At 63.2% G+C, this 22377-nt stretch carries 19 protein-coding genes; 18 read left to right on the forward strand and 1 reads right to left on the reverse strand.

Features of this window, described 5'->3' with window-relative positions; translation table 11 throughout:
• Positions 1-715 precede the first annotated feature (715 nt).
• Entirely contained in the window at positions 716-2200 is a 1485-nt protein-coding gene (locus EET67_RS22160; protein ID WP_245451145.1) for an oligosaccharide flippase family protein, read from the reverse strand.
• 561 nt (positions 2201-2761) lie between these two features.
• Between EET67_RS22160 and EET67_RS22165 the strand changes: the two genes are divergently transcribed.
• The 18 genes from EET67_RS22165 (at position 2762) to EET67_RS22250 (ending at position 22170) form a co-directional block, all read left to right on the forward strand.
• Entirely contained in the window at positions 2762-3145 is a 384-nt protein-coding gene (locus EET67_RS22165) for a hypothetical protein (protein WP_245451147.1), read from the forward strand.
• Positions 3146-3415: 270 nt separating this feature from the next.
• On the forward strand, positions 3416-5488 hold the full coding sequence (locus EET67_RS22170) for a copper-translocating P-type ATPase (RefSeq protein WP_128628403.1): 2073 nt from the start codon (positions 3416-3418) through the stop codon (positions 5486-5488).
• A gap of 51 nt (positions 5489-5539) precedes the next feature.
• Entirely contained in the window at positions 5540-5998 is a 459-nt protein-coding gene (locus EET67_RS22175) for a hypothetical protein (protein ID WP_128628404.1), read from the forward strand.
• Positions 5999-6063: 65 nt separating this feature from the next.
• Entirely contained in the window at positions 6064-7503 is a 1440-nt protein-coding gene (locus EET67_RS22180) for a multicopper oxidase family protein (RefSeq protein ID WP_128628405.1), read from the forward strand.
• A gap of 26 nt (positions 7504-7529) precedes the next feature.
• Positions 7530-8669, forward strand: coding sequence for a YncE family protein (locus tag EET67_RS22185; RefSeq protein ID WP_128628406.1), 1140 nt, complete (start codon positions 7530-7532; stop codon positions 8667-8669).
• Positions 8670-8724: 55 nt separating this feature from the next.
• Positions 8725-9327, forward strand: a complete 603-nt coding sequence (locus EET67_RS22190) for a Spy/CpxP family protein refolding chaperone (RefSeq protein ID WP_128628407.1) — start codon at positions 8725-8727, stop codon at positions 9325-9327.
• Between the two features lie 84 nt (positions 9328-9411).
• On the forward strand, positions 9412-9690 hold the full coding sequence (locus EET67_RS22195) for a DUF2933 domain-containing protein (RefSeq protein ID WP_128628408.1): 279 nt from the start codon (positions 9412-9414) through the stop codon (positions 9688-9690).
• 3 nt (positions 9691-9693) lie between these two features.
• Positions 9694-10365: a methyltransferase family protein gene (locus EET67_RS22200; RefSeq protein ID WP_128628409.1), complete on the forward strand. Its 672-nt coding sequence runs from the start codon at positions 9694-9696 to the stop codon at positions 10363-10365.
• A 5-nt stretch (positions 10366-10370) separates the two neighbouring features.
• Complete coding sequence (locus EET67_RS22205) at positions 10371-11735, forward strand: MBL fold metallo-hydrolase RNA specificity domain-containing protein (RefSeq protein WP_128628410.1); 1365 nt, start codon at positions 10371-10373, stop codon at positions 11733-11735.
• The gene (locus tag EET67_RS22210) at positions 11732-13282 is read left to right on the forward strand and encodes a thymidine phosphorylase family protein (RefSeq protein ID WP_128628411.1); all 1551 of its coding nucleotides are present in this window, start codon (positions 11732-11734) and stop codon (positions 13280-13282) included. Before EET67_RS22205 ends, EET67_RS22210 begins: the two co-directional genes overlap by 4 nt.
• Complete coding sequence (locus EET67_RS22215; RefSeq protein WP_128628412.1) at positions 13279-14208, forward strand: ribose-phosphate pyrophosphokinase; 930 nt, start codon at positions 13279-13281, stop codon at positions 14206-14208. The genes EET67_RS22210 and EET67_RS22215 overlap by 4 nt, the downstream gene beginning before the upstream one ends.
• Positions 14205-14666, forward strand: coding sequence for a DUF411 domain-containing protein (locus tag EET67_RS22220; RefSeq protein WP_128628413.1), 462 nt, complete (start codon positions 14205-14207; stop codon positions 14664-14666). The genes EET67_RS22215 and EET67_RS22220 overlap by 4 nt, the downstream gene beginning before the upstream one ends.
• Before the next feature lie 17 nt (positions 14667-14683).
• Positions 14684-15232 (forward strand): SRPBCC family protein, encoded by a 549-nt coding sequence (locus tag EET67_RS22225; protein ID WP_128628414.1) that lies wholly within the window; start codon positions 14684-14686, stop codon positions 15230-15232.
• Positions 15229-17619, forward strand: coding sequence for a phosphoketolase family protein (locus tag EET67_RS22230; protein ID WP_128628415.1), 2391 nt, complete (start codon positions 15229-15231; stop codon positions 17617-17619). The genes EET67_RS22225 and EET67_RS22230 overlap by 4 nt, the downstream gene beginning before the upstream one ends.
• Complete coding sequence (locus EET67_RS22235; RefSeq protein WP_342634681.1) at positions 17540-18826, forward strand: acetate/propionate family kinase; 1287 nt, start codon at positions 17540-17542, stop codon at positions 18824-18826. Before EET67_RS22230 ends, EET67_RS22235 begins: the two co-directional genes overlap by 80 nt.
• A gap of 227 nt (positions 18827-19053) precedes the next feature.
• Positions 19054-20472: a hypothetical protein gene (locus EET67_RS22240; RefSeq protein WP_210211153.1), complete on the forward strand. Its 1419-nt coding sequence runs from the start codon at positions 19054-19056 to the stop codon at positions 20470-20472.
• Positions 20473-20475: 3 nt separating this feature from the next.
• Positions 20476-21132 carry a CBS domain-containing protein gene (locus tag EET67_RS22245; protein WP_128628416.1) on the forward strand — a complete coding sequence of 219 codons (657 nt, stop codon included), beginning with the start codon at positions 20476-20478 and terminating at the stop codon, positions 21130-21132.
• A gap of 108 nt (positions 21133-21240) precedes the next feature.
• Positions 21241-22170 carry a DMT family transporter gene (locus EET67_RS22250; protein WP_128628417.1) on the forward strand — a complete coding sequence of 310 codons (930 nt, stop codon included), beginning with the start codon at positions 21241-21243 and terminating at the stop codon, positions 22168-22170.
• Positions 22171-22377 lie beyond the last annotated feature (207 nt).

Here is a 22377-nt window from a genome sequence, read left to right on the forward strand (position 1 = left end):
TCCAAAACGCAAATGCCTCCGATGAAACCGGAGGCATTTTGATGACCCCACGTTAAGGGGTCCCGTTTGGACGAAAATCACCCCTCAAACAGGGTCCTCATTCCACGAAAAATCACAATCGATAGTTCAGACGATGGGAGGTTTGTTGCGGTCGGACGGTTCGGCTGTTGCCAAATCAGCCGTGACTATCGGGTCGACCACGGCAGAAATGGGAAACGCGGCCATAGCAGGCAGGCTGCTCAAGATAGCAGTGACAGGACAGCTGGCGCCGCAGCAGCAGGGACACTCAGGATTCGCGGTCTCGCTTACGGGCGCGCTTGCCTTCGCCCAAAAGTCAGCAGGGACGGGACCTGCGCAATCCGCGGTCTGTAGCGGGTGAGACTGATCCACGTGGGACCGTATATCGATTTTGAGGGAACCCGCAGACAACAGCAGCGACAAGATCATTGCTAGTTTTAGCAAGATCAAAGTCGGTCTCAATGTCTCAAGGGTTGCTATCATGCCTGAATTGTAGCTCCCGGCCGAGTCCTGTCAATTCAGGCCGACGGCCTTCCCTGTAAGCCAAATGGGGTATGCTGCTCTAAATCGATCGCTTCTGGCCTATGCCTTTGGGTCTCGTTCGGATGACATCTTTCTAAATCCGAAAGGGGCGGTTTCGGCCATCTGCCAACAGCCAAGGCTCTGGCGGTGTCCGTACGGGTAGTTATCTGGATTTTTAACGCGCCGCAGTGTCGTGTGTGTATGTAATGGCTGTCATCCCCAAGACGGGAAACATGCCCGTGGCCAGTCTCCTCAAGAGAAGCAGCACCAGCAGATAGCCTGTTCCACCCGCTGCCGCCCGAAGCGCGAGCGCCACCCAGGGTGCCAGAGTGGAGAGATCGATCGCTTGTCCCAGCGCATAGATCGCACCGATCATGCCCGCGACGGCGAGCGGGACAAAACCGCTGCCACGTGCGATGCCATACCAGTCGAGGCCACCATAACGCCCCTGAAGCCAGATCAAAGTCGCTAAAACCACTGCTGCGGCGAGAACCTGCCCGTATGCGAGGGGAAGCAAACCGAAAGGGGCGAGGACAACGATAAGACCGATAAGGACAAGTGAGTTCGCCAAGCCGACGGGTGCCATCTTGCGGATATTGCCTTTTATGGAGAGCAGCGGCTCCGTCATGCAACCGGAGGCCATAAGCAGCTGTTTTACCGCTAAGATGCTGACCACCATTGCCGCAGGTGCCCATGCTTCGCCCAACACGAGATCGACAAAGCCGTCGGCGACCAATCCAAGCCCGACAAACACCGGAGCGGCAACAGCCAGAAGGAGGGGAAACAGCGTATTCCCCGTCTTCCTCATCTCGTCGTCCTTGCCAGCTTCCGAGTCCTCGCGATCGCGCGCGCGTCGGAAAACAATCCATGCGAGCATTCGCATCGGCTCGCCCACTAGTTCGTAGAGTGCAGCCACGATGCGCTCGGCTGCGCGGTAATAGCCGGCTTCGGCCAGGCCGAGAAAACTGCCTACCGCGAGCGTGCCCGAATAGGAGCGCAGAAAGACGATCAGCCGATTGGCGACGATATGCTGTGAGAACAGGAGCACCTCGCGCCTGACTATCCGGGTTGGAGCGACTGGACGTATCCATCCCACAGCCAAAATCGAACCGCACAGAAGTACAAGCTGCATCGCCAGCCGCCCGGCAACAAGTGCAAAGACGTTCCAGCCTTTGAACAGCCCGAAGACGATCAGGGCCAGCCCAGCCGCCTCGGCGGTGATCCGGATGATCGCCTGGCTATGCAATCGCCCGCGATGGACGAGTGCCCCATCATAAGTGGTTGTCATTGCGGAAGGTAGTGCCAGGCAACTGAATAGTGCTAGGAGCGATGCTTCCATGACCTGGTCGAAGGCTTCGTAGAGAATGCCGGCGACACCTAAGCCAAGCGCCGTGAACAAAAGACCGCTCGCGAGCGAAATAGTAGTAACCTGATCAAGGTGCTCTTCTCCAGCGGGCGACTTCATGATGAATTCGGCCCATCCGCCCTCTGCCAACACCACGAGGAAGATGGCAACGGCGGAAGTGAAGGCGAAGAAGCCGAATTCAGTCGGCGTGAGGACGCGGGCGGCGATGACGAACGCGGAAAGCTGCGCCACCTGGGAAACGAGCTTGGCCGAAAGCGCCGAGAAGCCGCCGCCAACGATGTTGGGGTTGATCAAGCGGAGCCGCCGCTCCGCATCCACTCGGGGGCTCACGCCGTCAGTCCCACCCACTCTACTCGCCTCCTTGCCCCGCCCGCTAAGGTTTGGGAGCCGTTCCTCATCCCTCTGGTCTTCACGGCTACGACCGCTTCGTTGCGACCTGGCCGTGAATCCCCGCGATACACGAACAATCCGAGTGAAGTCGTCCGGGAATATTTTGGCTGGGCGGTGTTTCATCCTGGCTGTGCAGCCGCCGACCGACCGTGCATTGACAGACATCGGATGGCTCGTGTTGCCAGTAGTCCGCATTTGCCATTTGTAGCCCGCGTGAACTTTGGGTCAATTCGGACCGTAGGCGTAATCGGTAAGCCGAACGACGTACGAGCGTCGCTGCCGCGTCATAGCAGTCCGGATGGCTGCGCGTCTTCGTTGTCAGCTCCGGTCAGCGGGATTGCCTCGCCGGTCGATCGAGCCGGACGCGGGGCTTGTCGGGTATGCGGTCGCATACTGATACGAATCAAACGGGGAACGCGCGGCCTGCCTGGGAGTTAGACCCGAGGCACCGTTCACGGAGACATCATGAACGTCCGGTCCCATCCCATGACAATCCCCTGGACCCTCGAATGGTTCGGGTTGAACTTGACGGCCTTCGGGCCTGTCGGTCTGACGTTCACCTTCATAAATCTGGCTTGTTTGCTGGTTATTCCGCAGGCTTGGGGGCATGCCGCGCCATCCGGCTGGGCTTATCCTTACCAATGCTGCAGCGATCGTGATTGCCACCCGGTACACGGCCATGTCACTGAAGGACCCAGTGGCTATGTCATCGAAGATACGGGCGAAATCGTGGGGTACGGGGATCCTCGTTTGAAGAACTCGCCCGACGGAGAGTTTCACCTTTGCGCGCCGAATGGAAGCGCCAAGCCCCGGGCGATCTGTCTGTTCGTGCCGCCGCGCTCATTCTAGACCCGCCTGCCAGGAGGATCGACGGTGGCTTTCCGGAGTTGCGCCGACCTCACTTGCCAATCCGAAGGAAAGCAGCATTTCACGGCGTCGAGGCCCCCGCCCGACCCAGGAGATCTTGGAACCTGGTGCCTTTCCCAAAAAAAGGAACTTGACCTTCCATCGGCTGGAACGTCCATGGTCTGGCTTTGACGGAACGTGAAGCGCACAGCGGCGATCGCTTGCGCTCGCGGATAGAATTGATCGGCCGGCACCGAAACAGAGAGGCGTAGCATGGAACGCGACCATCACCACGGGCATCACGCCGAAGCTGCGGGTCAACATCGATCTGGCCATGGCAAAGCCTCGCCCGGCCACGCCGAGGGTTCCGGTCATACGGGCCATGACCACGGCCAAATGGTTGCTGACTTCCGCCGGAGATTCTGGATCTCGCTTGCGCTGACCCCACCCGTCCTGTTGCTGTCGCCGATGATCCAGCATTGGCTGGGCATCCAAGGGACGATGGATTTCCAGGGTAGCGAACTTCTGCTTTTTGGCCTGTCGACGGCGGTTTACATCTATGGTGGCTGGCCTTTCCTTACCGGGTTCGTTTCGGAGATCCGGGGCGGCAGGCCTGGTATGATGACGCTGATCGCCTTGGCGATCTCGGTGGCCTATGTCTACTCGGCGGCAGTCACGTTTGGCCTTACCGGAATGTCTTTTTACTGGGAGCTGGTGACGCTGATCGTCATCATGCTCCTCGGGCATTGGCTCGAGATGCGGTCGGTCATGGGCGCATCGCGTGCACTTGAAGAACTCGTCCGTCTTCTGCCGGACACGGCGGCGCGGCTGGATGCTTCCGGGTCAGTCACCGAAGTTCCCATCACGGAACTCGTGCCCGGCGACCGGGTTCTCGTCCGGCCCGGAGCCAAGGTGCCCGTCGACGGCACAATCCTGGAAGGAAAATCCTCGTTCAACGAGGCGATGCTCACGGGAGAATCACGGCCTGTTTCAAAGGAGAAGGGCGACAGCGCTATAGGCGGCGCAATCAACGGCGCAAATGCCGTCACCATCGAGGTCACCGCGACGGGCGACAAGACCTACCTTGCGCAAGTCATCAGCCTCGTCAGGGAGGCGCAGGCGACGCGCTCCCGCACCCAGGACGTGGCCAACCGGGCAGCGGCCTGGCTCACCTACATCGCCTTGGCGGTTGGCGTCGGCTCTCTCGCCTTCTGGCTGATGGCTGGAGAAAGCTGGGAATTCGCCGTGGAGCGGATGGTCACTGTCATGGTCATCGCCTGTCCTCACGCGCTCGGGCTGGCAGTGCCGCTGGTCGTTGCCGTAAGCACGTCGCTCAGCGCGGGAAGCGGCCTGCTGATCCGCGACCGTGCCGCCTTCGAGCGCGCGCGCAACCTGGATGCGGTCGTCTTCGACAAGACCGGAACGCTGACCGAGGGGCGGTTCGGCGTGAGCGACATCGTCCTTCTCGCGGGCGGGAGCGAGGAGGAAGAACTGCGGTTCGCGGCATCCGTGGAGAGCCACTCCGAGCATCCGATCGCGCAAGGGATAGTGGCCGCCGCAAAAGAGAGGGGCATCGGCTTCCCCGCTCCCGGCCAGGTCCGCAACCTCACGGGCGAAGGCATAGTCGCGGAGGTCGACGGACAGGATGTCCGGATCGTGAGTCCCGGTAATCTCGTCAGGCAGGGCAACCCGGTGCCCGGGGCGCGCCTCGGCGAGCTCGAGGCAGAAGGCAAGACCGTCGTCGTGCTCGTCCGCGCCGGCGTGCCCCGCGCCCTGTTCGCGCTTGCGGACATCGTGAGGCCCGAGTCCCGGAATGCCATTGCGGAGTTGAAGGCCCTCGGCATCAGCTCGGTGATGCTGACTGGCGATGCCACGGGCGTGGCGGCATCCGTCTCCCGCGACCTCGGCATCGCGGAGTACTTCGCCGAGGTGCTTCCCGACGAGAAGTCAGCCAAGATCAAGGAGCTGCAGTCCCGCGGTCTCCAAGTCGCCATGGTCGGAGACGGCGTGAACGACGCCCCGGCGCTGGTGCAGGCCGACCTGGGTGTCGCGATCGGCGCCGGAACCGATGTCGCGGTCGAATCCGCCGACGTCGTGCTGGTCAGGAGCGACCCGAGGGACGTGGCCGCCATCCTCGGGCTTTCCCGCGCCACCTACAGGAAGATGGTGCAGAACCTGATCTGGGCGACCGGATACAATGCCGTCGCCATACCGATGGCTGCCGGCATCACGTTCGGAACCGGGTTCCTGATGACGCCTGCGGTCGGTGCCGTGTTTATGTCCGCCAGCACGATCATCGTGGCAATCAATGCCCAGCTGCTGAGGCTGTATCGAAAGAAGGGTTGATCCGGCGATCAAGGCGGAAACTGAACTCACGTTGATCCAGGACAAACAGCATTGCGCCATTCCGGTGTATCGTTGAAAGTCGAGGATGTAAGAAGGACGAGCAGGTTGCGACTGAACCCGGCCAACGCAGCAAGGAAAGCCAGAGCGACGGCACCCTCCGCGCGTCTTCTCGCCTTGCTGCTGGCAGTTCTGGTCGCGTTCTCCCTGTCCACCTTCGGCGCCGCGCACGCGCACATCGGAACGGTGGGCGAGGCGTACGCCACCGGCGGCCACTCGGAAGTTACCGCTTCGGCTCAGCACGCGCACGCCGTGCCCTGCGACGATTACCACGCGGACCAGGGCGGCCAAGACGGTTGCTGCATGTCGTCCGCCTCCTGCGCCGTCTGCGTTCCGGTTCCATCAGCGGAATTCGCGTTCGGTACCATGAGCGAGCTCGCGATCTCGATAACCCTTTCCGCCTCGCTGCCGCGCGATCCTCCGACCCTGTCCCGCCCTCCCAAGCTCTCGTGACCGCCTGAGTGCACGTGTCTTCGTGCACTCCCTCAAGGAGTCACAAACGATGAGAGCTTTGAACCATGAACATGATTACCCGGCGCCAGTTCCTGGCGTCATCGGCGGCGTGCGGATTCGCTAGCGCCGTCCCGTCCTTGATCGCTTCCGGCGCTGCGCAAGCCGCAACGCCGACACTCCTTCGCGCCGAAAGCCGCGTCATCGAGGTCGCCGGGCGCGCCGCCAAAGTCTACGGCCTCGTGCGGGAAGGCGGCCAGCAGGGGCTCGCCTTGTGGGCAGGCGACGCCTTCCGCGTCCGCCTCGAGAACGCGCTTGACGCGCCGACGCTGGTCCATTGGCACGGGCTTACCCCGCCCTTCGGCCAGGACGGCGTGCCCGACCTGCCCCAGCCCCTGCTGAAGCCAGGCGAGAGCTTCGACTACGCGTTCCCGCTGGAAACGCCGGGTACGCACTGGATGCACGCGCACACGCTCCAGGAACAGCAGCTCCTGGCCGCGCCGTTGATCGTCTCCGATCCGGCGGAAGTCGGGCTGGACGAGCAGGAAGTCGTCGTGTTGCTGCATGACTTCAGCTTCAAGGCTCCGGAGGAACTCCTGGCAGGACTGGCCGGCTCGGACGGGTCCATGTCGGGCCATGGTGGAGGCCATGGCGGACACGGGTCGAGCGCTTCAGGCCATGGATCCGGCGGCGCGGCCATGGACATCAATGACATCGAGTACGATGCCTACCTGGCCAACGACCGCACGCTCGATGACCCGGAAGTTTTCCGGGTGGACCGTGGCGGTTCCGTTCGGCTGCGCATCATCAACGGAGCGACCGCTACCGCGTTCTGGATCGACACCGGCGGGCTCGATGGCGAGGCGATCGCGGTGGACGGGAACCCGGTGGTTCCCGTTCCCGGCCGACGCTTCCCGCTCGGGATGGGACAGCGGATCGACATCAGGCTGCGGGTGCCGTCCGAGGATGGCGCTTGGCCCGTCCTCGCGCTGCGCGAAGGAGCCGTCCAGCGGACCGGATTCATCCTGGCGACGGCAGGCGGCCGGGTCGAGCGAGTGATGTCGGCTGGGGGGAAGGCTTCGACCCCGCTTGATCTCGCCTTCGAGGAGCAGCTCCGTGCGTCGCACATCCCGCCGGAGAGGCCTGCTATCCGGACTCATCCGGTCGTCCTGGGCGGGACGATGGAAGGATACGTCTGGACGATCAACGGCCGGACCTGGGACGAGCGCCTTCCGCTTCAGGTCAGCGCCGGCGACCGCGTCGAACTGGCGATGCGGAACGACAGCATGATGGGCCACCCGATGCATCTGCACGGCCACCACTTCCAGGTGGTCGAGGTCAACGGCCGGAGGTTCGATGGAGCGCGGCGCGACACGGTCTGGCTGCCGCCCGAATCGGCGGTGACCGTCGCGTTCGATGCCTCCAACCCGGGCACGTGGGCCTTCCACTGCCATCACCTCTACCACATGGCCACGGGCATGATGACCGTCGTCGAATACGTCGGCTGAGCCCTGTGCGGATAAGGACGAAGAACATGAGGACCCTGAACACCAACCATCCGGCACGCTCCGTTGCCGCAGTCTCCACCTTGCACGTCTCGATCTCTCGGCGTATCGCGTCAGCGGCGCTCGCGACGGCATCCGTTCTCGCGCTCCTGGTGCCGATTGCCGGTGAGGCGGCGCAGGCCGCTTCGACAGGCTTCGTCTACACGGCGGACGAATACGGCAACTCCGTCAGCCGGATCGATCTCGCCTCAGGCAAGGTCGAGATCGTCCCGGTTACCGTCACGCCCCACAACGTCCAGTTCGTGCCCAAGGCGAACAAGGTTCTCGCGGTCGGCACCCCCGTCCAGGAAGAAGGCCACGGACACGCCGAAGCCGAGAACAGCAACCGCGGTGACGGCCATGGCGGCGACGCAGTGGCCGCGGGGGCGCTGATCGTCCTCGATCCGCGAAGTCTCTCCACGGCCCCCGCCGCCACTATCGAGGTGGGTTCCCATCCAGCCCACGTGATTGCCGACCCCGCCGGGGAGCGCGCCTTCGTCTCCAACTCAGGCGACGACACCGTGACGGTGGTCGACCTCGCCAAGGGAGAAGCCATCTCCGAAATCGGCACGGGCGACTACCCGCACGGGCTGCGGATGAACCCTGACGGCAGCACGATCTACGTCGCCAACGTCGACGACGGCACCGTTTCGGTCATTGATGTCCAAGGGCTCAACGAGATGCACAGGATCGAGGTCGGCAAGGCTCCGGTCCAGGTCGGCTTCACGCCGGACGGGAGCCGTGTCTACGTCTCGCTGAGGGACGACAACAAGGTGGCCGTCATCGATACGGCCACCTTGCAGGTGACCGCCCGGATCGATGTCGGGCGCTCCCCGATCCAGATGCATGCGACGCCTGACGGGAGGTTTGTGTACGTGGCCAATCAGGGCAGCGAGACCGAGCCGGACGAGACCGTGTCGGTCATCGATGTCGCGAGCGGGACGGTCGTGAAGGCGATCACGACCGGCAAGGGAGCGCACGGCGTCACCGTCAGCGACGATGGTGCCCATGTCTTCGTCACCAACATCGTCGATGGCACCGTGTCCGAGATTTCCGTGGCTACGCAGTCCGTGGTCCGCACCCACAAGGTGGGCGAAGGGCCCAACGGGATCACTTTCCAGGCGCAGTGACCGTGGCCCGGGCGGCAATTCCGCCGCCCGGGTTTCTTTTTCAAGGAGCACCTCCATGAACACCTTTTCCAGAACTGCTTTTGCAGCCGCGCTGCTGCTTGCCGCCTCTCCGGCCTTTGCCGAAGACGCACACCACCCGGCTCCGGCGGAAACCACGGCCCCGACGGAGCCTGCTCCCCCGCCGTCCGCTCCCGCTCCGGGTGCTGGAGCCGCGATGCCAGGCGGCATGATGGGCGGCGACATGATGAAGATGATGCAGGAGATGATGGGCCGCCACGCGGGGATGATGCGAGGCATGATGGCCGACGGGACGGGGATGCAGGACGGCATGACGGCGAGGATGATGGCTCCTGAGCATGTCGAGGGGCGGATCGCGTTCCTGCGGGCGGAACTCAAGGTAACGAGCGCGCAGGAACCGCTCTGGGAGGCCGTGGCCGCTGCCATGCGGGAGAACGCGCGTGCGTCCACGGGAACGATGCGGCAGGAGTCGACTGCCGGGGGACTGTCGGCTTCGCTCGAGCGGCGGGAGCAGCAGCTGTCGGCCCGTCTTGAAGCGGTGAAGCGATTGAGGACAGCGGTCGAACCCTTCTACGCGTCGCTTGACGAAGCGCAAAAGACGGCTGCCGACACACTGCTGATCTCGATGGGAATGATGTAACGCAAGCCCGGGCGCGCGGCAGTCGCGCGCCCTTCCAAGCGCGTTTCCCGGATGGGAAAGCATTCAAACGACAGGAGATTACCGATGACAGCAAACAACCCTGATCGTTCTCAGGATATGCGGCCTGTTGGCCACGCGTGCGGGTTCTGGAGGTCGAGAGCAGGCCTGGTCGCCTTGGGGTTCCTGCTCATCGGAGCTTCAGTGCTTCTCTTCGAGCACAGGCTCCACGTCCTCGGCTACCTGCCGTTCGTGCTCCTGCTGGCATGTCCGCTGCTCCATCTGTTCCTGCATCGCGGGCATGGCCACGGCGGGCACCATCGCTCTGCGCCGCCGCCGCGCAATCGCGTCGACACGGGAGCATGAGGCATGGAAGCGTCTCCTTCCGCTTATGGACTCTGGAGCCTGGTCATCATCAACAGCGCGGTCTTCATTCTTTTCGCCTTCAGCTTCTTAAGGCCGCGGAGCGGCCGCGACTGGACGTCTTTCGGCGCCTTCAGCGCTTTCCTCATCGCGCTGTTCGCCGAGATGTACGGCTTCCCGGTCACGATCTACTTGATGTCCGGCTGGCTGCAGAGTCGTTATCCGGACACGGACTGGTTCGCCCATGATGCCGGACACCTGCTGGAGATGACCCTCGGCTGGCAGGGAAATCCGCATTTCGGGCCGTTCCACCTCCTCAGCTTTGTCCTCGTCGGCGGAGGCTTCCTGCTGGTTTCGGCCTCCTGGCGGGTGCTGTTCGATGCGCAGAGGAACGGACGTCTCGCGACCGATGGACCGTACGGGTACGTCCGCCATCCTCAGTACGTTGGGTTCGTGCTGGTGCTGCTGGGCTTCCTGGTGCAGTGGCCAACGCTGCTGACGCTCGCGATGTTTCCGGTGCTCGTCGCGATGTATGTGCGGCTTGCCCGGCGCGAGGAGGCCGAGGTGCGCGCCCGCTTTGGGGAGGCCTACGACCGCTACGCCGCCGGGGTCCCGGCATTCCTGCCCCGATGGGCTAAAGTTCCCGCCACGGGTGGCGGGATGAATAGACGGAGCTGAATTCCATGACCTTGTCGATTTCGTTTCTGGGCGGCGCAGGCACCGTGACAGGCTCGCGTTTCCTCCTCGAGCACGACGGCCGGCAGGTACTTGTCGACTGCGGCCTCTTCCAGGGCCTCAAGCAGCTGAGGCTCCGCAACTGGGCTAAGTTCCCCGTCGATCCCGCGAGCATCGACGCAGTCCTGCTGACGCACGCGCATCTCGACCATTCCGGCTACCTGCCCGCGCTGGTGCGCGATGGCTTCCGGGGGAAGGTCCATGCTTCCAGCGCCACCGTCGAGCTCTGTGAGATTCTCCTGAAAGACAGCGGCTTCCTCCAGGAGAAGGACGCCGAATACGCCAACAGGCACGGCTTCTCCAAGCACAAGCCCGCACTCCCGCTCTACACGCTGAAAGATGCCGAGGCTGCCTTGCGGCACCTCCATGCGGTACAGTTCCACGAGAGGCTTTCCCTGCCCGACGGCCCCGACATCCTGCTCAGGCGCGCGGGGCACATCCTGGGGGCTGCCTCCCTCGAATGCAGCTGGGGCGGCGTCAGGATCGCCTTCTCCGGAGACCTTGGCCGCTTCGGCGACCCGGTCATGGTGAATCCGGAATCTGTGCCTGAAGCCGACTACGTGGTCGTGGAGTCCACTTACGGGAACAGGCGTCACGAAAAGCGCGATCCTCAGGACGCGCTGGCGGAGATCGTAAACCGGACGATCGCACGGGGAGGCACCGTCGTAATTCCAGCCTTCGCCGTCGGTCGCGCGCAGTCTCTGCTCTACCACCTGGAGCGTCTCGTCTCCTCCGGACGCGTGTCCAGGATTCCGGTGTTCCTGGACAGTCCGATGGCGATCAACGCGACAGAACTGCTGCACCGCCATTCCGGCGACCACAGGCTCACGCCGGACGAATGCGAGCGCGCCTGCGGCATCGCCGAATACGTCCGAGGGGTCGGGGAATCGAAGGCCCTCACTTCCAACCCGATGCCTAAGGTGATCGTCTCGGCGAGCGGCATGGCGACCGGGGGGCGCGTCCTGCATCACCTGAAAAGATACGCACCGGAAAGGCGTAACACGATCCTGTTCAGCGGCTTCCAGGCCGCCGGGACTCGGGGCGCCGACATGCTCGATGGGGCGGACCGCATCAAGATCCATGGCGAGTACATCCGGGTCCGGGCCGAGGTCGCGAACCTGCCGATGCTGTCCGCCCATGCCGATGCCGACGAGATCATCGCCTGGCTCGGCCGCTTCCATCGGCCGCCCAGGATGACCTTCATCTCGCACGGTGAGCCCGAGGAGTCAGATGCATTGCGCCGGCGCATAAAGGACGAGCTCGGCTGGGCGTGCCGTGTCCCCGAACATCTGGAAAAGGCAGTTCTCGAATGACCGGACAGAGCAACTCCGCCGCACAGGCCGCCCCGCGGCAAGGCCATCCGCTGAGAAGCCGCCGCCTGGGAATCCACACCCAGCACGAAGCGGTGGTGTTCATGCGGACAGACTGCCACGTATGCCGCTCGGAGGGGCTTGCCGCTAACTCCCGCGTGTTGCTTTCGGCAAACGGCCGGGACGTGATCGCCACGCTCCACCAGGTCTCCTCGGACTTCATCGAAATCGACGAGGCCGGGCTCTCCGAGACCGCGTGGCAGCACCTGCAGGCAGCCGACGGGGCGGCTGTCTTCGTGCGGCATCCCGATCCGGTCGAATCGTTCGGCAAGGTGAGGGGGAGGATCTTCGGCACCCGGCTCGGCGACCGGGATTTCGCGGCCATTCTCGGGGACATCTCCGCAGACCGCTACTCGGACGTGGAGCTGTCGGCCTTCCTCACGGCAACATCCGCGTTTCCCCTCGACGACGGCGAAACTTTGGCGCTCACCCGGTCCATGGTCGAAATCGGCGATAGCCTCGACTGGGACGCGTCGCCTGTCGTCGACAAGCACTGCGTCGGGGGGCTGCCCGGGAACCGCACCACGCCGATCGTCGTGGCGATCGCCGCGGCGCATGGCCTGACGATGCCGAAGACATCCTCCCGGGCCATCACGTCTCCCGCGGGTACGGCCGATGCCATGGAGACCCTAGCTCCGGTCGATCTCGACCTCGCGGACATCCGCCGCGTCGTCGAGCGGGAGTTGGGCTGCGTCGTCTGGGGAGGCGCCGTACGCCTCAGCCCGGCCGACGACATCCTCATCCGCGTCGAGCGCGCCCTCGACATCGATTCCGAGGGGCAGCTCGTCGCATCGGTGATGTCGAAGAAGATCGCTGCGGGATCGACCCACCTTGTACTGGACATCCCCGTCGGTTCAACGGCGAAGGTCCGGAGCGAGGCGGCCGGCAGGGCGCTCGCGGCGCGCCTGACCATGGTCGGCGAAGCCTTCGGGCTGAAGTCGGCGACGATCTTTACCGACGGATCGCAGCCTGTCGGCCGCGGCATCGGCCCGGCACTCGAGGCTATGGACGTGCTTGCCGTGCTCCAGCAGGCGGGGCACGCGCCTGCGGACCTGCGGGACCGCGCCTGCACGCTCGCCGGCACGCTCCTGGAACTGGGCGGCCGCGCAGGGCCTGGCGCAGGCAAGGCGCTCGCCGAAAGCACGATCGCCGACGGCAGGGCATGGGCGAAGTTCCAGCGCATCTGCGAGGCCCAGGGGGGCATGCGGATCCCGCCTGTCGCCCGCCAGCGGATGCCCCTCCTGGCTCCGCGTTCGGGTACGCTCCGCTCCATCGACAACCGCCGCATCGCAAGGGTGGCGAAGCTCGCGGGGGCTCCCGGATCGAAGGCAGCCGGAGTCGAGATGCACGTCAGGCTCGGGGCAGCGCTGGAAGCGGGCGAACCGCTATGCACCGTCTGCTCGGAAACGACAGGAGAACTGCAATACGCGCTGGACTACGCACGCGATGTCCTCGCGATCTTCGGAATAGATAAGGAGCCCACGCCATGACAAGGCCGCTTGTTTTCGCACTGCCAGGCAACGAGTCCATGGCTGAACGGCTCCGCGCCGCCCTCGGCGGGGAGCGTGGGGCACTGGATACGCGCAACTTCCCGGACAGCGAAACCTACCTGAGGTTCGCGACCGATCCCAAGGACAGGGACGTGGTGCTTGTCTGCACGCTCGACCGTCCTGACGACAAGTCCTTGCGGCTCCTGTTCGCCGCGGATGCCGCGAGGGACCTTGGTGCCTCTAGCGTGGGCCTCGTGGCTCCCTACCTGGCCTATATGAGGCAGGACCGCCGCTTCCAACCGGGCGAGGCGATCACTTCACGCACGTTCGCGCGGATAGTCTCCTCGCATGTCGACTGGCTTGTGACCGTCGACCCCCATCTCCATCGCTACGCCAGCCTCGAAGAGGTCTACCCCATCCCCGCTAGGGCCGTCCGGTCCGCACCGCTTCTGTCCGACTGGATCAGGGCGAACGTGGACCGCCCGTTGCTGCTCGGACCCGACGTGGAAAGCGAGCAATGGGTCTCGGAGGTGGCGGGCGCTATCGGCGCTCCCTATCAGGTGCTGCGGAAGACCAGGTACGGCGACAGGAATGTCGAGGTCGCCGTCCCGGACCTGGGCGTCTTCGCCGGGCATACGCCAGTCCTCGTGGACGACATCGTGTCTTCCGGCAGGACCATGCTGGAGACGGCATGCCGCCTCCAGCAACAGGGACTGAAGCGCCCCGTCCTCGTGACCGTGCACGCCCTGTACTCCGACGAGACCTACCGCAACCTCAAGGCAAGCGCCTCGGCCGTGGTCTCGGCTGATTCCGTTGTCCATCCCTCCAACGTCATCGATCTCTCAAGTATACTCGCCGAAGCCGCCGCACAGGCGATCGGTCCGGCCTACGGCAACAACACAAGCAGGAAAGCCCTCCCAAAATGACCAACCACAGCAAATCCCTCCTCGCGGCCCTAGCAATGGTCCTGTCTTCCACGGCTGCGGGAGCAGCGGCGGGAGAGTCCATCGCCGTGTACAAAACCCCTTGGTGCGGCTGTTGTCACGCCTGGGCAGAGGCGGTCGGAAAGGCTGGGTATCAAGTGAAGACGGTCGATCTTGAAGACCTTTCGCAGATTCGCAAGCAGGCCGGCGTTCCCACCGAAATGGAAGGCTGCCACGTCGCAGCCATCGAAGGGTACTTCCTCGAGGGCCACGTCCCTCTCGAAGCGATCGAGAAGCTTCTTGCCGAGCGCCCGGCCATCAGTGGCCTAGCTGTACCAGGGATGCCCCAGGGATCGCTTGGAATGGGAGAGGATCCTGCGGCGACCTATCAGGTCTATGCCGTTGCGCGCGATGCCTCTGGACCTGCCGCCGTATACTACGAAGCGGGAAGCAGGCGGTAAAAAGCCGGAGCAGGACGATGCCGCAGTTCGCGTATTCCGCCGAGGCCACGGTTCGCGTCGACGCTCCGGCCGAGGCGTTGTTCGGGTACCTGGACAACCATGGGAACCTATCCGCACACATGGATCAGCCATCCTGGGCCATGATGGGGGCCAGGATGGAAGTCCACATGGACGCGAGCGGAACCCGATCGGTCGGCTCGAAGTTCGGGTTCACGGGAAGCTTCCTGGGAATGCCGTTGGCTGTCGACGAGATCATCACTGAACGCAAACCGCCATTCCTGAAGACCTGGACGACGATCGGCGAGCCGAGGCTCTGGGTGATCGGGCGCTACAGGATGGGATTGAGGATAGCTCCCCGATCCGGGTCGTCGCTGCTGACCGTGTTCATCGGCTACGACCTGCCGCAAGGCTTCGGAACGCGCATGCTCGGCTGGCTACTGGGCGGCATCTACGCCAGATGGTGCACCCGGCGCATGGCGGGCGACGCCGCGCGGCATTTTCGCAAAGCGACCATCGATGCCGGGACGCAAGCGCCCGGCCGACAATCAGGAGGAGAACAACAATGACCGGCAAGCAGCAGACGGTTCAAGGGACGCTTTCCGCCGAAGAGCTTATGGCGATCCACGCCTACTGGCGAGCCGCCAACTATCTTACAGTCGGGCAGATCTACCTGCTCGACAACCCGCTCCTGCGCGAGCCTCTGAGGCTGGAACATATCAAACCCCGGCTCCTGGGTCATTGGGGGACCTCGCCGGGACTCAACTTCGTCTACGCCCATCTGAACAGGCTTATCCGGCTGCGCGACGCGAACATGATCTATGTCTGCGGACCGGGGCATGGCGGCCCCGCGATGGTCGCCAACACCTACCTCGAGGGTACCTACAGCGAGCTCAATCCCGACATTTCCCGGGACGAGGCAGGCTTGCGGAAGCTCTTCCGCCAGTTTTCGTTTCCAGGAGGCATTCCCAGCCATGCCGCGCCCGAGGTTCCGGGGTCGATCAACGAGGGTGGTGAACTCGGGTATTCCCTGTCGCACGCCTACGGTGCCGCCTTCGATAATCCTGACCTGATCGTCGCCTGCGTGATCGGCGACGGCGAGGCAGAGACCGGGCCGCTTGCCGCGGCCTGGCACTCGAACAAGTTCCTGAACCCCGCGCATGACGGTGCCGTGCTGCCCATCCTTCACCTCAACGGGTACAAGATCGCCAATCCCACCGTGCTCGACCGCATCCCGCCGGAGGAACTGCGCTCGCTCTTGATCGGCTACGGGCACGAACCGCTGTTCGTGGAAGGGGATGACCCGTCGGAGATGCACGAGCGGATGGCATCGGTGCTGGAGGAGGCTTTCGGGAAAATCCGAGAGATCCAAGAACACGCCCGTGCAGGGAGTGGAGGGAAAAAACGCCCCCGATGGCCGATGATCGTCCTGCGGAGCCCGAAAGGCTGGACCGGGCCGAAAGAGGTCGATGGCTTGAAGACCGAAGGTTTCTGGCGTTCTCATCAAGTGCCGCTCTCGGGCCTCGCCGGGAACGCGGAGCACCTCAGGATGCTCGAGGATTGGCTTGGGAGCTATCGCCCCGAAGAACTGTTCGGCGAGGACGGCAGCCCCGTCCCGGAGGTCCTCTCCGCAACGCCAGCCGGGTCCCGGCGCATGAGCGCCAATCCCCATGCGAACGGGGGAATGCTCCGCAAGAGCCTGGACATGCCCGGGCTCGCTCCGCATGCTGTCCAGGTCAGCCGCCCCGGCGAGAGGAAGGCCGAAGCCACGAGGGTGATGGGCGGCTTCCTTCGCGAAGTGATGCGTTTGAACGGAGCCCACCGCAACTTCCGTCTCGTCGGCCCCGACGAGACAGCATCTAACAGGCTCCAGGACGTCTTCGAGGTGGCGGGGCGCGCCTGGATGGAGCAGGTCCTTCCGGAAGACACGGATCTTGGCCCCGATGGCCGGGTGTTGGAAATTCTTTCGGAACATACCTGCCAGGGCTGGCTCGAAGGCTATCTGCTCACCGGACGGCACGGCCTGTTCTCCTGCTACGAGGCCTTCATCCACATCGTGGATTCAATGTTCAACCAGCATGCAAAATGGCTGGACGCGAGCCGCGACATCCCATGGCGGCATCCCGTCTCGTCTCTCAACTACCTGCTGACGAGCCATGTGTGGCAGCAGGACCACAACGGTTTCAGCCACCAGGATCCCGGGTTCGTCGATGTCGCCCTGAACAAGAAGGCCGACATCGTGCGCGTCTACTTCCCGCCGGACGCGAACACGCTGCTGTGCGTTACAGACCATGTCCTCAGGACCTGGGACCGCATCAACATCATCGTGGCCGGAAAGGCACCCTCCTGGCAGTGGTTGTCCATGGACCAGGCGAGGGCGCACTGCGAGGTTGGGATCGGCATCTGGGACTGGGCTTCCAGCAAGGGACCGAGCGACCCGGACGTGGTGATGGCATGCGCCGGAGATGTCCCCACGGTAGAGACCCTCGCTGCTGTGCAGATCCTGAGGGAGCACATGCCGGATCTCAATGTAAGGGTCGTCAACGTGGTCGACCTGATGACCCTGCAGCCACGGGAGGTCCATCCGCATGGCCTGTCCGACCGCGAGTTCGACGGGCTGTTCACGGCCGACAAGCCCGTCATTTTCGCCTATCACGGCTACCCGTGGACGATCCACAGGCTGACATACCGAAGGAGGAACCACGCCAACTTCCACGTCCGGGGCTTCAACGAAGAAGGCACGACGACCACGCCCTTCGACATGACCGTGTTGAACGGGCTGGACCGATACCACCTGGTGCAGAGCGTGATTGAGCGCACGCCAAAGGTGGAATCAACCGGCTTCCGGCTGAAACAGCTGATGGAAACCAAGCTGCTTGATCATTACGGTTACGTTCGGGCTCATGGGCAGGATTTGTCGGAAATCCGCGATTGGAAGTGGAACGCGCTGGTTTGATGACACGATGATCGCCGACACAATTCTCGTACTGAACGCTGGCTCGTCGAGCCTCAAGTTCGGCGTGTTCGAGCTGTGCACGCAGTTGCCTGTCCTGATGCGAGGCAGCCTTGCGTCACTAAATGGCAAGCCGCAGATGAGCGTCTTCGGTCCGGAAGGCAGCCAGGCACAGCACGCGGATCTGGCAGACGGTCCGATCAGCACCGAAGAAGCACTGGAGTTCGTCTTTGCCGAAGTCGAGGGGAAGGGGCTCCTTCAATCTGTCAGCGCAGTCGGCCACCGAATCGTTCATGGGGGACGCGATTTCACTGCCGCGACCATCCTCGATCCGCCAACGCTCGAGGCACTGCGAGCGCTTGCCCCCGTAGCTCCGCTTCACCAGCCACACAATCTCGACATCGTCGAACTTGCTGTCCGCTTCCTGCCCAAGGCCGTGCAGATCGGTTGCTTCGATACCGCCTTTCACGCCGCACGGCCGAGGTTGGCGACGCTTTACGCACTCCCGCGCGCGCTGACGGATTCAGGCATCATGTCCTTCGGCTTCCATGGCATATCCTACGGTCATATCGCGTCGCGGCTGCGCGAGCGTTATGGGTCGGCTGCCGGCGGGCGTGCCATCGTCGCCCATCTCGGCAGCGGAGCCAGCCTCTGCGCGATGCATGAAGGAAAGAGCGTCGCAACCACAATGGGGTTTTCGCCGCTCGACGGTTTGGTGATGGGCACGCGTTCTGGCTCGATCGACCCTGGGGTCATCCTCTATCTGTTGCAGAACCGTAAGATGCGTGCCCACGAGATCTCGCGACTTCTCTACGATCGGTCGGGCCTGCTCGGTGTTTCTGGCATCAGCGATGATATGCAGACCTTGGTTGAGTCTGACGACCCGCAATCAAAAGAGGCGATCGATCTTTTTGTCTACCGTGCCGGTCGCGAGATCGGATCGCTGGCCGCCGCGCTGGGTGGATTAGACACATTGGTGTTCACCGCCGGGATCGGTGAAAATTCCCCCTTGATCCGCGACAAGATTTGCGAGGCCGCGGCCTGGCTCGGCGTGACACTTGATGCCGAGCGTAACCGACAAGGCAACGAGCGTATCAGCGCCCATGGCTCTGTGGTCGACGTTTTGGTGATCCCGACAGAGGAGGAGAGAGCCGTCGCAGAGCAGGTGTCGTCGGCAATGTCGCAAGGGGTGCCAGTTCGAGACAAGTGAAGGCAATCCGGCACAATAGCGGAGCAATGTACAAAGGGCCTGAGTTGCAGACCCACCACGGTGGATGTCGGCGGAATTGCGAGTGGCACTGACCCACTTGTCGTGTCGTCGGCGACGTGCGGGACATGGTGCGGGCATGCGCAATCGGTTCTGGACTACGCTTCCATGTTCATCAACTCTGCCATGGGAGTATGTTCACGCTCCGGGAGCCGCCTTGGCAGTCCAACATGGAGGAGACGATGGTCGATCATAGTGAAACTCCGGCTCCAGGCATTCGGGACCTGGGAGCCGTCCCCCATTCGCTGAACAGCAGCTGCTTCTGCATCAGCGTGGACCGGGACGAGCTCGCCAGGGAGTTCCAGACGAGTGCTGAAACACACACGGCGCTTTCCGCCATGGGAGACGAGCATGCGAACATGTTCGCCGCGCTTCCGGTGTTCGTTGCGCGGCAGCACCTGGACAGGATGGCAGAGATCGTCCGGGCCGCGGAGGCGGTTATATCATCGCGCGCCTATCGCGACCTCGTGCTCGAAAATGCGCCCGCTATCGCGCAGTTCGAGCCGCGGGCGAGAGGCGTCTTCATGAGCTTCGACTTCCATCTGTCATCCGACGAGCCGAAGCTCATCGAGATCAACACGAACGCAGGGGGCGCTCTCCTCAACCTCTCGCTGGCGCGGGCTCAGCGCGCCTGTTGCGAGGCCGTCGAGCCGATGATGCCCGGTGCGGCCGCCCTCGACGCGCTGGAGCATCGGTTCATGGACATGTTTCTCGCCGAATGGCATCTCGAACGTGGCGAACTGCCGCTCCGCCGAATCGCCATCGTCGACGAGCAGCCGGAGGGTCAGTACCTCTACCCCGAGTTTCTGCTCTTCCAGCAGCTGTTCGTCCGGAACGGCATCGACGCGGTCATCGCCGACCCGTCGGCGCTGTCGATGAGCGACGGCATGCTCCGGCACGAACGGGGCCCGGTCGATCTGGTCTACAACCGACTGACGGATTTCATGCTTGAGCGGCCGGCACACCACGCCATACGCAAGGCGTACCTGGAAGGTTCGGTCGTGCTGACACCGCACCCGAGAGCACACGTTCTATACGCCAACAAGAGAAATCTGGCGGTGCTCAGCGACCACGCCCGGTTGAGCGCGCTCGGGATTCCAGACGACGTTTCGACGACACTCGTGGCTGGTGTTCCCAGCACCGAAACGGTCAAAGCATCCAAGGCTGACTCGCTTTGGTCCAGGCGGCGTAAGCTGTTCTTCAAGCCTGCGTCTGGGTTCGGAAGCAGGGCTGCCTATCGGGGGGACAAGCTGACCAGACGAGTGTGGGAGGAAATCCTCGCGGGGGACTACGTTGCCCAGGAACTTGTTGCTCCCGGCGAGAGGATGATCGGAGCGCCTGAGTCCCCGACACCGCTCAAGTTCGACGTGCGGAACTACGTCTACGGCGGAGAGGTGCAGTTCGTGACGGCACGTCTTTACCAGGGCCAGACCACCAATGCCCGTACTCCGGGAGGCGGCTTTGCGCCGGTGTTCACTACTTCAGAAAAAGATTCCACTGGCGGGTTGAGCGACATCCTCGAACACGCGATTCTGCCCTGCGACAAAGCCACAGCATCATGCGGAGTTCCTGCCGCAGAAAGGACATAACCCATGATCGCGAAGGATATGATGACACCAGCGCCGACCACGGTATGTCCGGAGCACAGCGTGTGGCACTTGGCCCGGATCATGTTGGCCGAGCATGTAAGCGGGATTCCGGTGCTCACTGATGACGGCACGCTTGCTGGCATAGTGACCGAGGGCGATCTTCTTCGCCGAACAGAACTCGGAACCGAAGATGCCTTCCCCGAAGATTCCCTCCACGATGCCGATTCACTTGCCAGACTCTACGCGAAGAGCCGTAGCTGGAAGGTCGGCGATGTCATGACCAAGGATGTCGTCACCGTGGACGAGGACGCGTCCGCGCGCGAAATCGCTATGCTGATGAACCGACATGGCATCAAGCGCCTCCCGGTCATGCGCAACGGGCGCTTGACCGGCATTGTCAGCCGCGCGGATCTCCTGAAGGTCATTTCGATACCCAGGCCCCGTGCGCAGATTCGGGGTGACGAGGCGCTGCGGCGTGCCATTGTCGCACGTCTGAAGGATGCCGCGTCTGTCTTATCAGCGCAGCCAGCTGTCGCTGTGAAGGACGGAATAGTGACTGTCACCGGAACTGTGCGGTCACCGGCTGAGCGCGATGTCATTCGCTCGATCGTCGAGATCGTTGCCGGCGCAGGTTTCGAAGATCATCTCAGCGGTGCATGAATTAGAAACCTGAAGATGCCCCGCCCATCCGCCAGGCTGGAAGCCCTTGTCGGCCGAAACCGAGAAGAAGATCTTGTCCACGGCGTTGGGTACTAGGTCGGTCAACCCGTGCTACGCCTTACCCCCTTTCTGGTGCTTGTCGCCCTGCTCAATTCACTATGCTATCCGTTCATTGCTTTGGGATTGACATACTCGCCTCACCTAACATTCGCCGCCTTGCGCGCGATCGTGGCCGGCCTTTTCCTGGCCATGATCGCTATTGCCTTGCGTCGCCCGCTCCCGACGGATCTTCGTTCCTGGCTAGCCTTGGCATCCATCGGCCTCGGCGCAACCTCGTTTGCGTATTTCGGCATGTTTCATGCCGCAGAGTTCGTCGCACCCGGTCTTGCGACGGTCATCGCCAACAGTCAGCCCCTGATCACCGCAGTCCTCGCATTCTTCTTTCTGTCCGAGCGTCTTCGAGGGCTGCAATATGCGGGATTGTGCCTGGGCTTCCTTGGCATCGCCGCGACGAGCCTTCCACAAATAGGAGGTGGCGATCAGGCGGCATTCTCCATTGGCCTCGCTTACATTCTTCTTTCGGTGGCAGGAATCGCCATAAGCAATGTTCTGATGAAGAGCCTGGGCCGCTACGTTGATCCGCTTATCGCTATGGCTGCGCAGTTGCTGCTGGGATCCATTCCGCTGGTCGCTCTGGCGCTGATATTCGAGGAACCCACGCGGATAGAGTGGACCCTTGAATTTGTCGTCGCGCTACTTGCGCTCGCCCTTCCTGGCACGGCATTGGCATACTGGCTTTGGTTTTGGCTCCTTGGCCACGCCCCCCTGGGGAGGGTCAACGCATTCACTTTCCTTTCCCCCGTTTTCGCCCTCATTCTCGGTGCCACTTTCTTTGGCGAGCATATCGGCCCGATGACCCTCGTCGGCCTCATTCTGACCGCCCTCGGAGTCGTCATCGTCGAACGCGCGGCGCTCGCTACGCCGACGGAGAACACAGTAGCCGCTGATCCATGGTGCGATCGCCAGCGGCTGCCCTGAAGCGCGTGTTCGACGCTCCGGTGCCGCGACGGGCATCGCACGGGCCCGACCGCGAGCGCCGGAGCCATAACCGACTTTCCGGTTATAAGTTTGATAGTCGCGGCGAAGCTTTCATGTCGTCCAGGTGGGACGGCAGAATTCTTCCGCCGCCCCGAGCGAAGCGGCATGGTTACTGTAGCCCCGGCAAGGCAGCAGTTAGGTCCCCTG

This window comes from Borborobacter arsenicus (assembly GCF_003934165.1).
GTDB classification, from domain to species: Bacteria; Pseudomonadota; Alphaproteobacteria; order Rhizobiales; family Rhizobiaceae; genus Pseudaminobacter; species Pseudaminobacter arsenicus.

Excerpts from the sequence above, each read along its gene's own strand:
- EET67_RS22165 (WP_245451147.1), top strand. The coding sequence starts at position 2,762 with ATGAACGTCCGGTCCCATCCCATGACAATCCCCTGGACCCTCGAATGG.
- EET67_RS22170 (WP_128628403.1), top strand. The coding sequence starts at position 3,416 with ATGGAACGCGACCATCACCACGGGCATCACGCCGAAGCTGCGGGTCAA.
- EET67_RS22180 (WP_128628405.1), top strand. The coding sequence starts at position 6,064 with ATGAACATGATTACCCGGCGCCAGTTCCTGGCGTCATCGGCGGCGTGC.
- EET67_RS22185 (WP_128628406.1), top strand. The coding sequence starts at position 7,530 with ATGAGGACCCTGAACACCAACCATCCGGCACGCTCCGTTGCCGCAGTC.
- EET67_RS22190 (WP_128628407.1), top strand. The coding sequence starts at position 8,725 with ATGAACACCTTTTCCAGAACTGCTTTTGCAGCCGCGCTGCTGCTTGCC.
- EET67_RS22195 (WP_128628408.1), top strand. The coding sequence starts at position 9,412 with ATGACAGCAAACAACCCTGATCGTTCTCAGGATATGCGGCCTGTTGGC.
- EET67_RS22200 (WP_128628409.1), top strand. The coding sequence starts at position 9,694 with ATGGAAGCGTCTCCTTCCGCTTATGGACTCTGGAGCCTGGTCATCATC.
- EET67_RS22205 (WP_128628410.1), top strand. The coding sequence starts at position 10,371 with ATGACCTTGTCGATTTCGTTTCTGGGCGGCGCAGGCACCGTGACAGGC.
- EET67_RS22210 (WP_128628411.1), top strand. The coding sequence starts at position 11,732 with ATGACCGGACAGAGCAACTCCGCCGCACAGGCCGCCCCGCGGCAAGGC.
- EET67_RS22215 (WP_128628412.1), top strand. The coding sequence starts at position 13,279 with ATGACAAGGCCGCTTGTTTTCGCACTGCCAGGCAACGAGTCCATGGCT.
- EET67_RS22220 (WP_128628413.1), top strand. The coding sequence starts at position 14,205 with ATGACCAACCACAGCAAATCCCTCCTCGCGGCCCTAGCAATGGTCCTG.
- EET67_RS22225 (WP_128628414.1), top strand. The coding sequence starts at position 14,684 with ATGCCGCAGTTCGCGTATTCCGCCGAGGCCACGGTTCGCGTCGACGCT.
- EET67_RS22230 (WP_128628415.1), top strand. The coding sequence starts at position 15,229 with ATGACCGGCAAGCAGCAGACGGTTCAAGGGACGCTTTCCGCCGAAGAG.
- EET67_RS22240 (WP_210211153.1), top strand. The coding sequence starts at position 19,054 with ATGGAGGAGACGATGGTCGATCATAGTGAAACTCCGGCTCCAGGCATT.
- EET67_RS22245 (WP_128628416.1), top strand. The coding sequence starts at position 20,476 with ATGATCGCGAAGGATATGATGACACCAGCGCCGACCACGGTATGTCCG.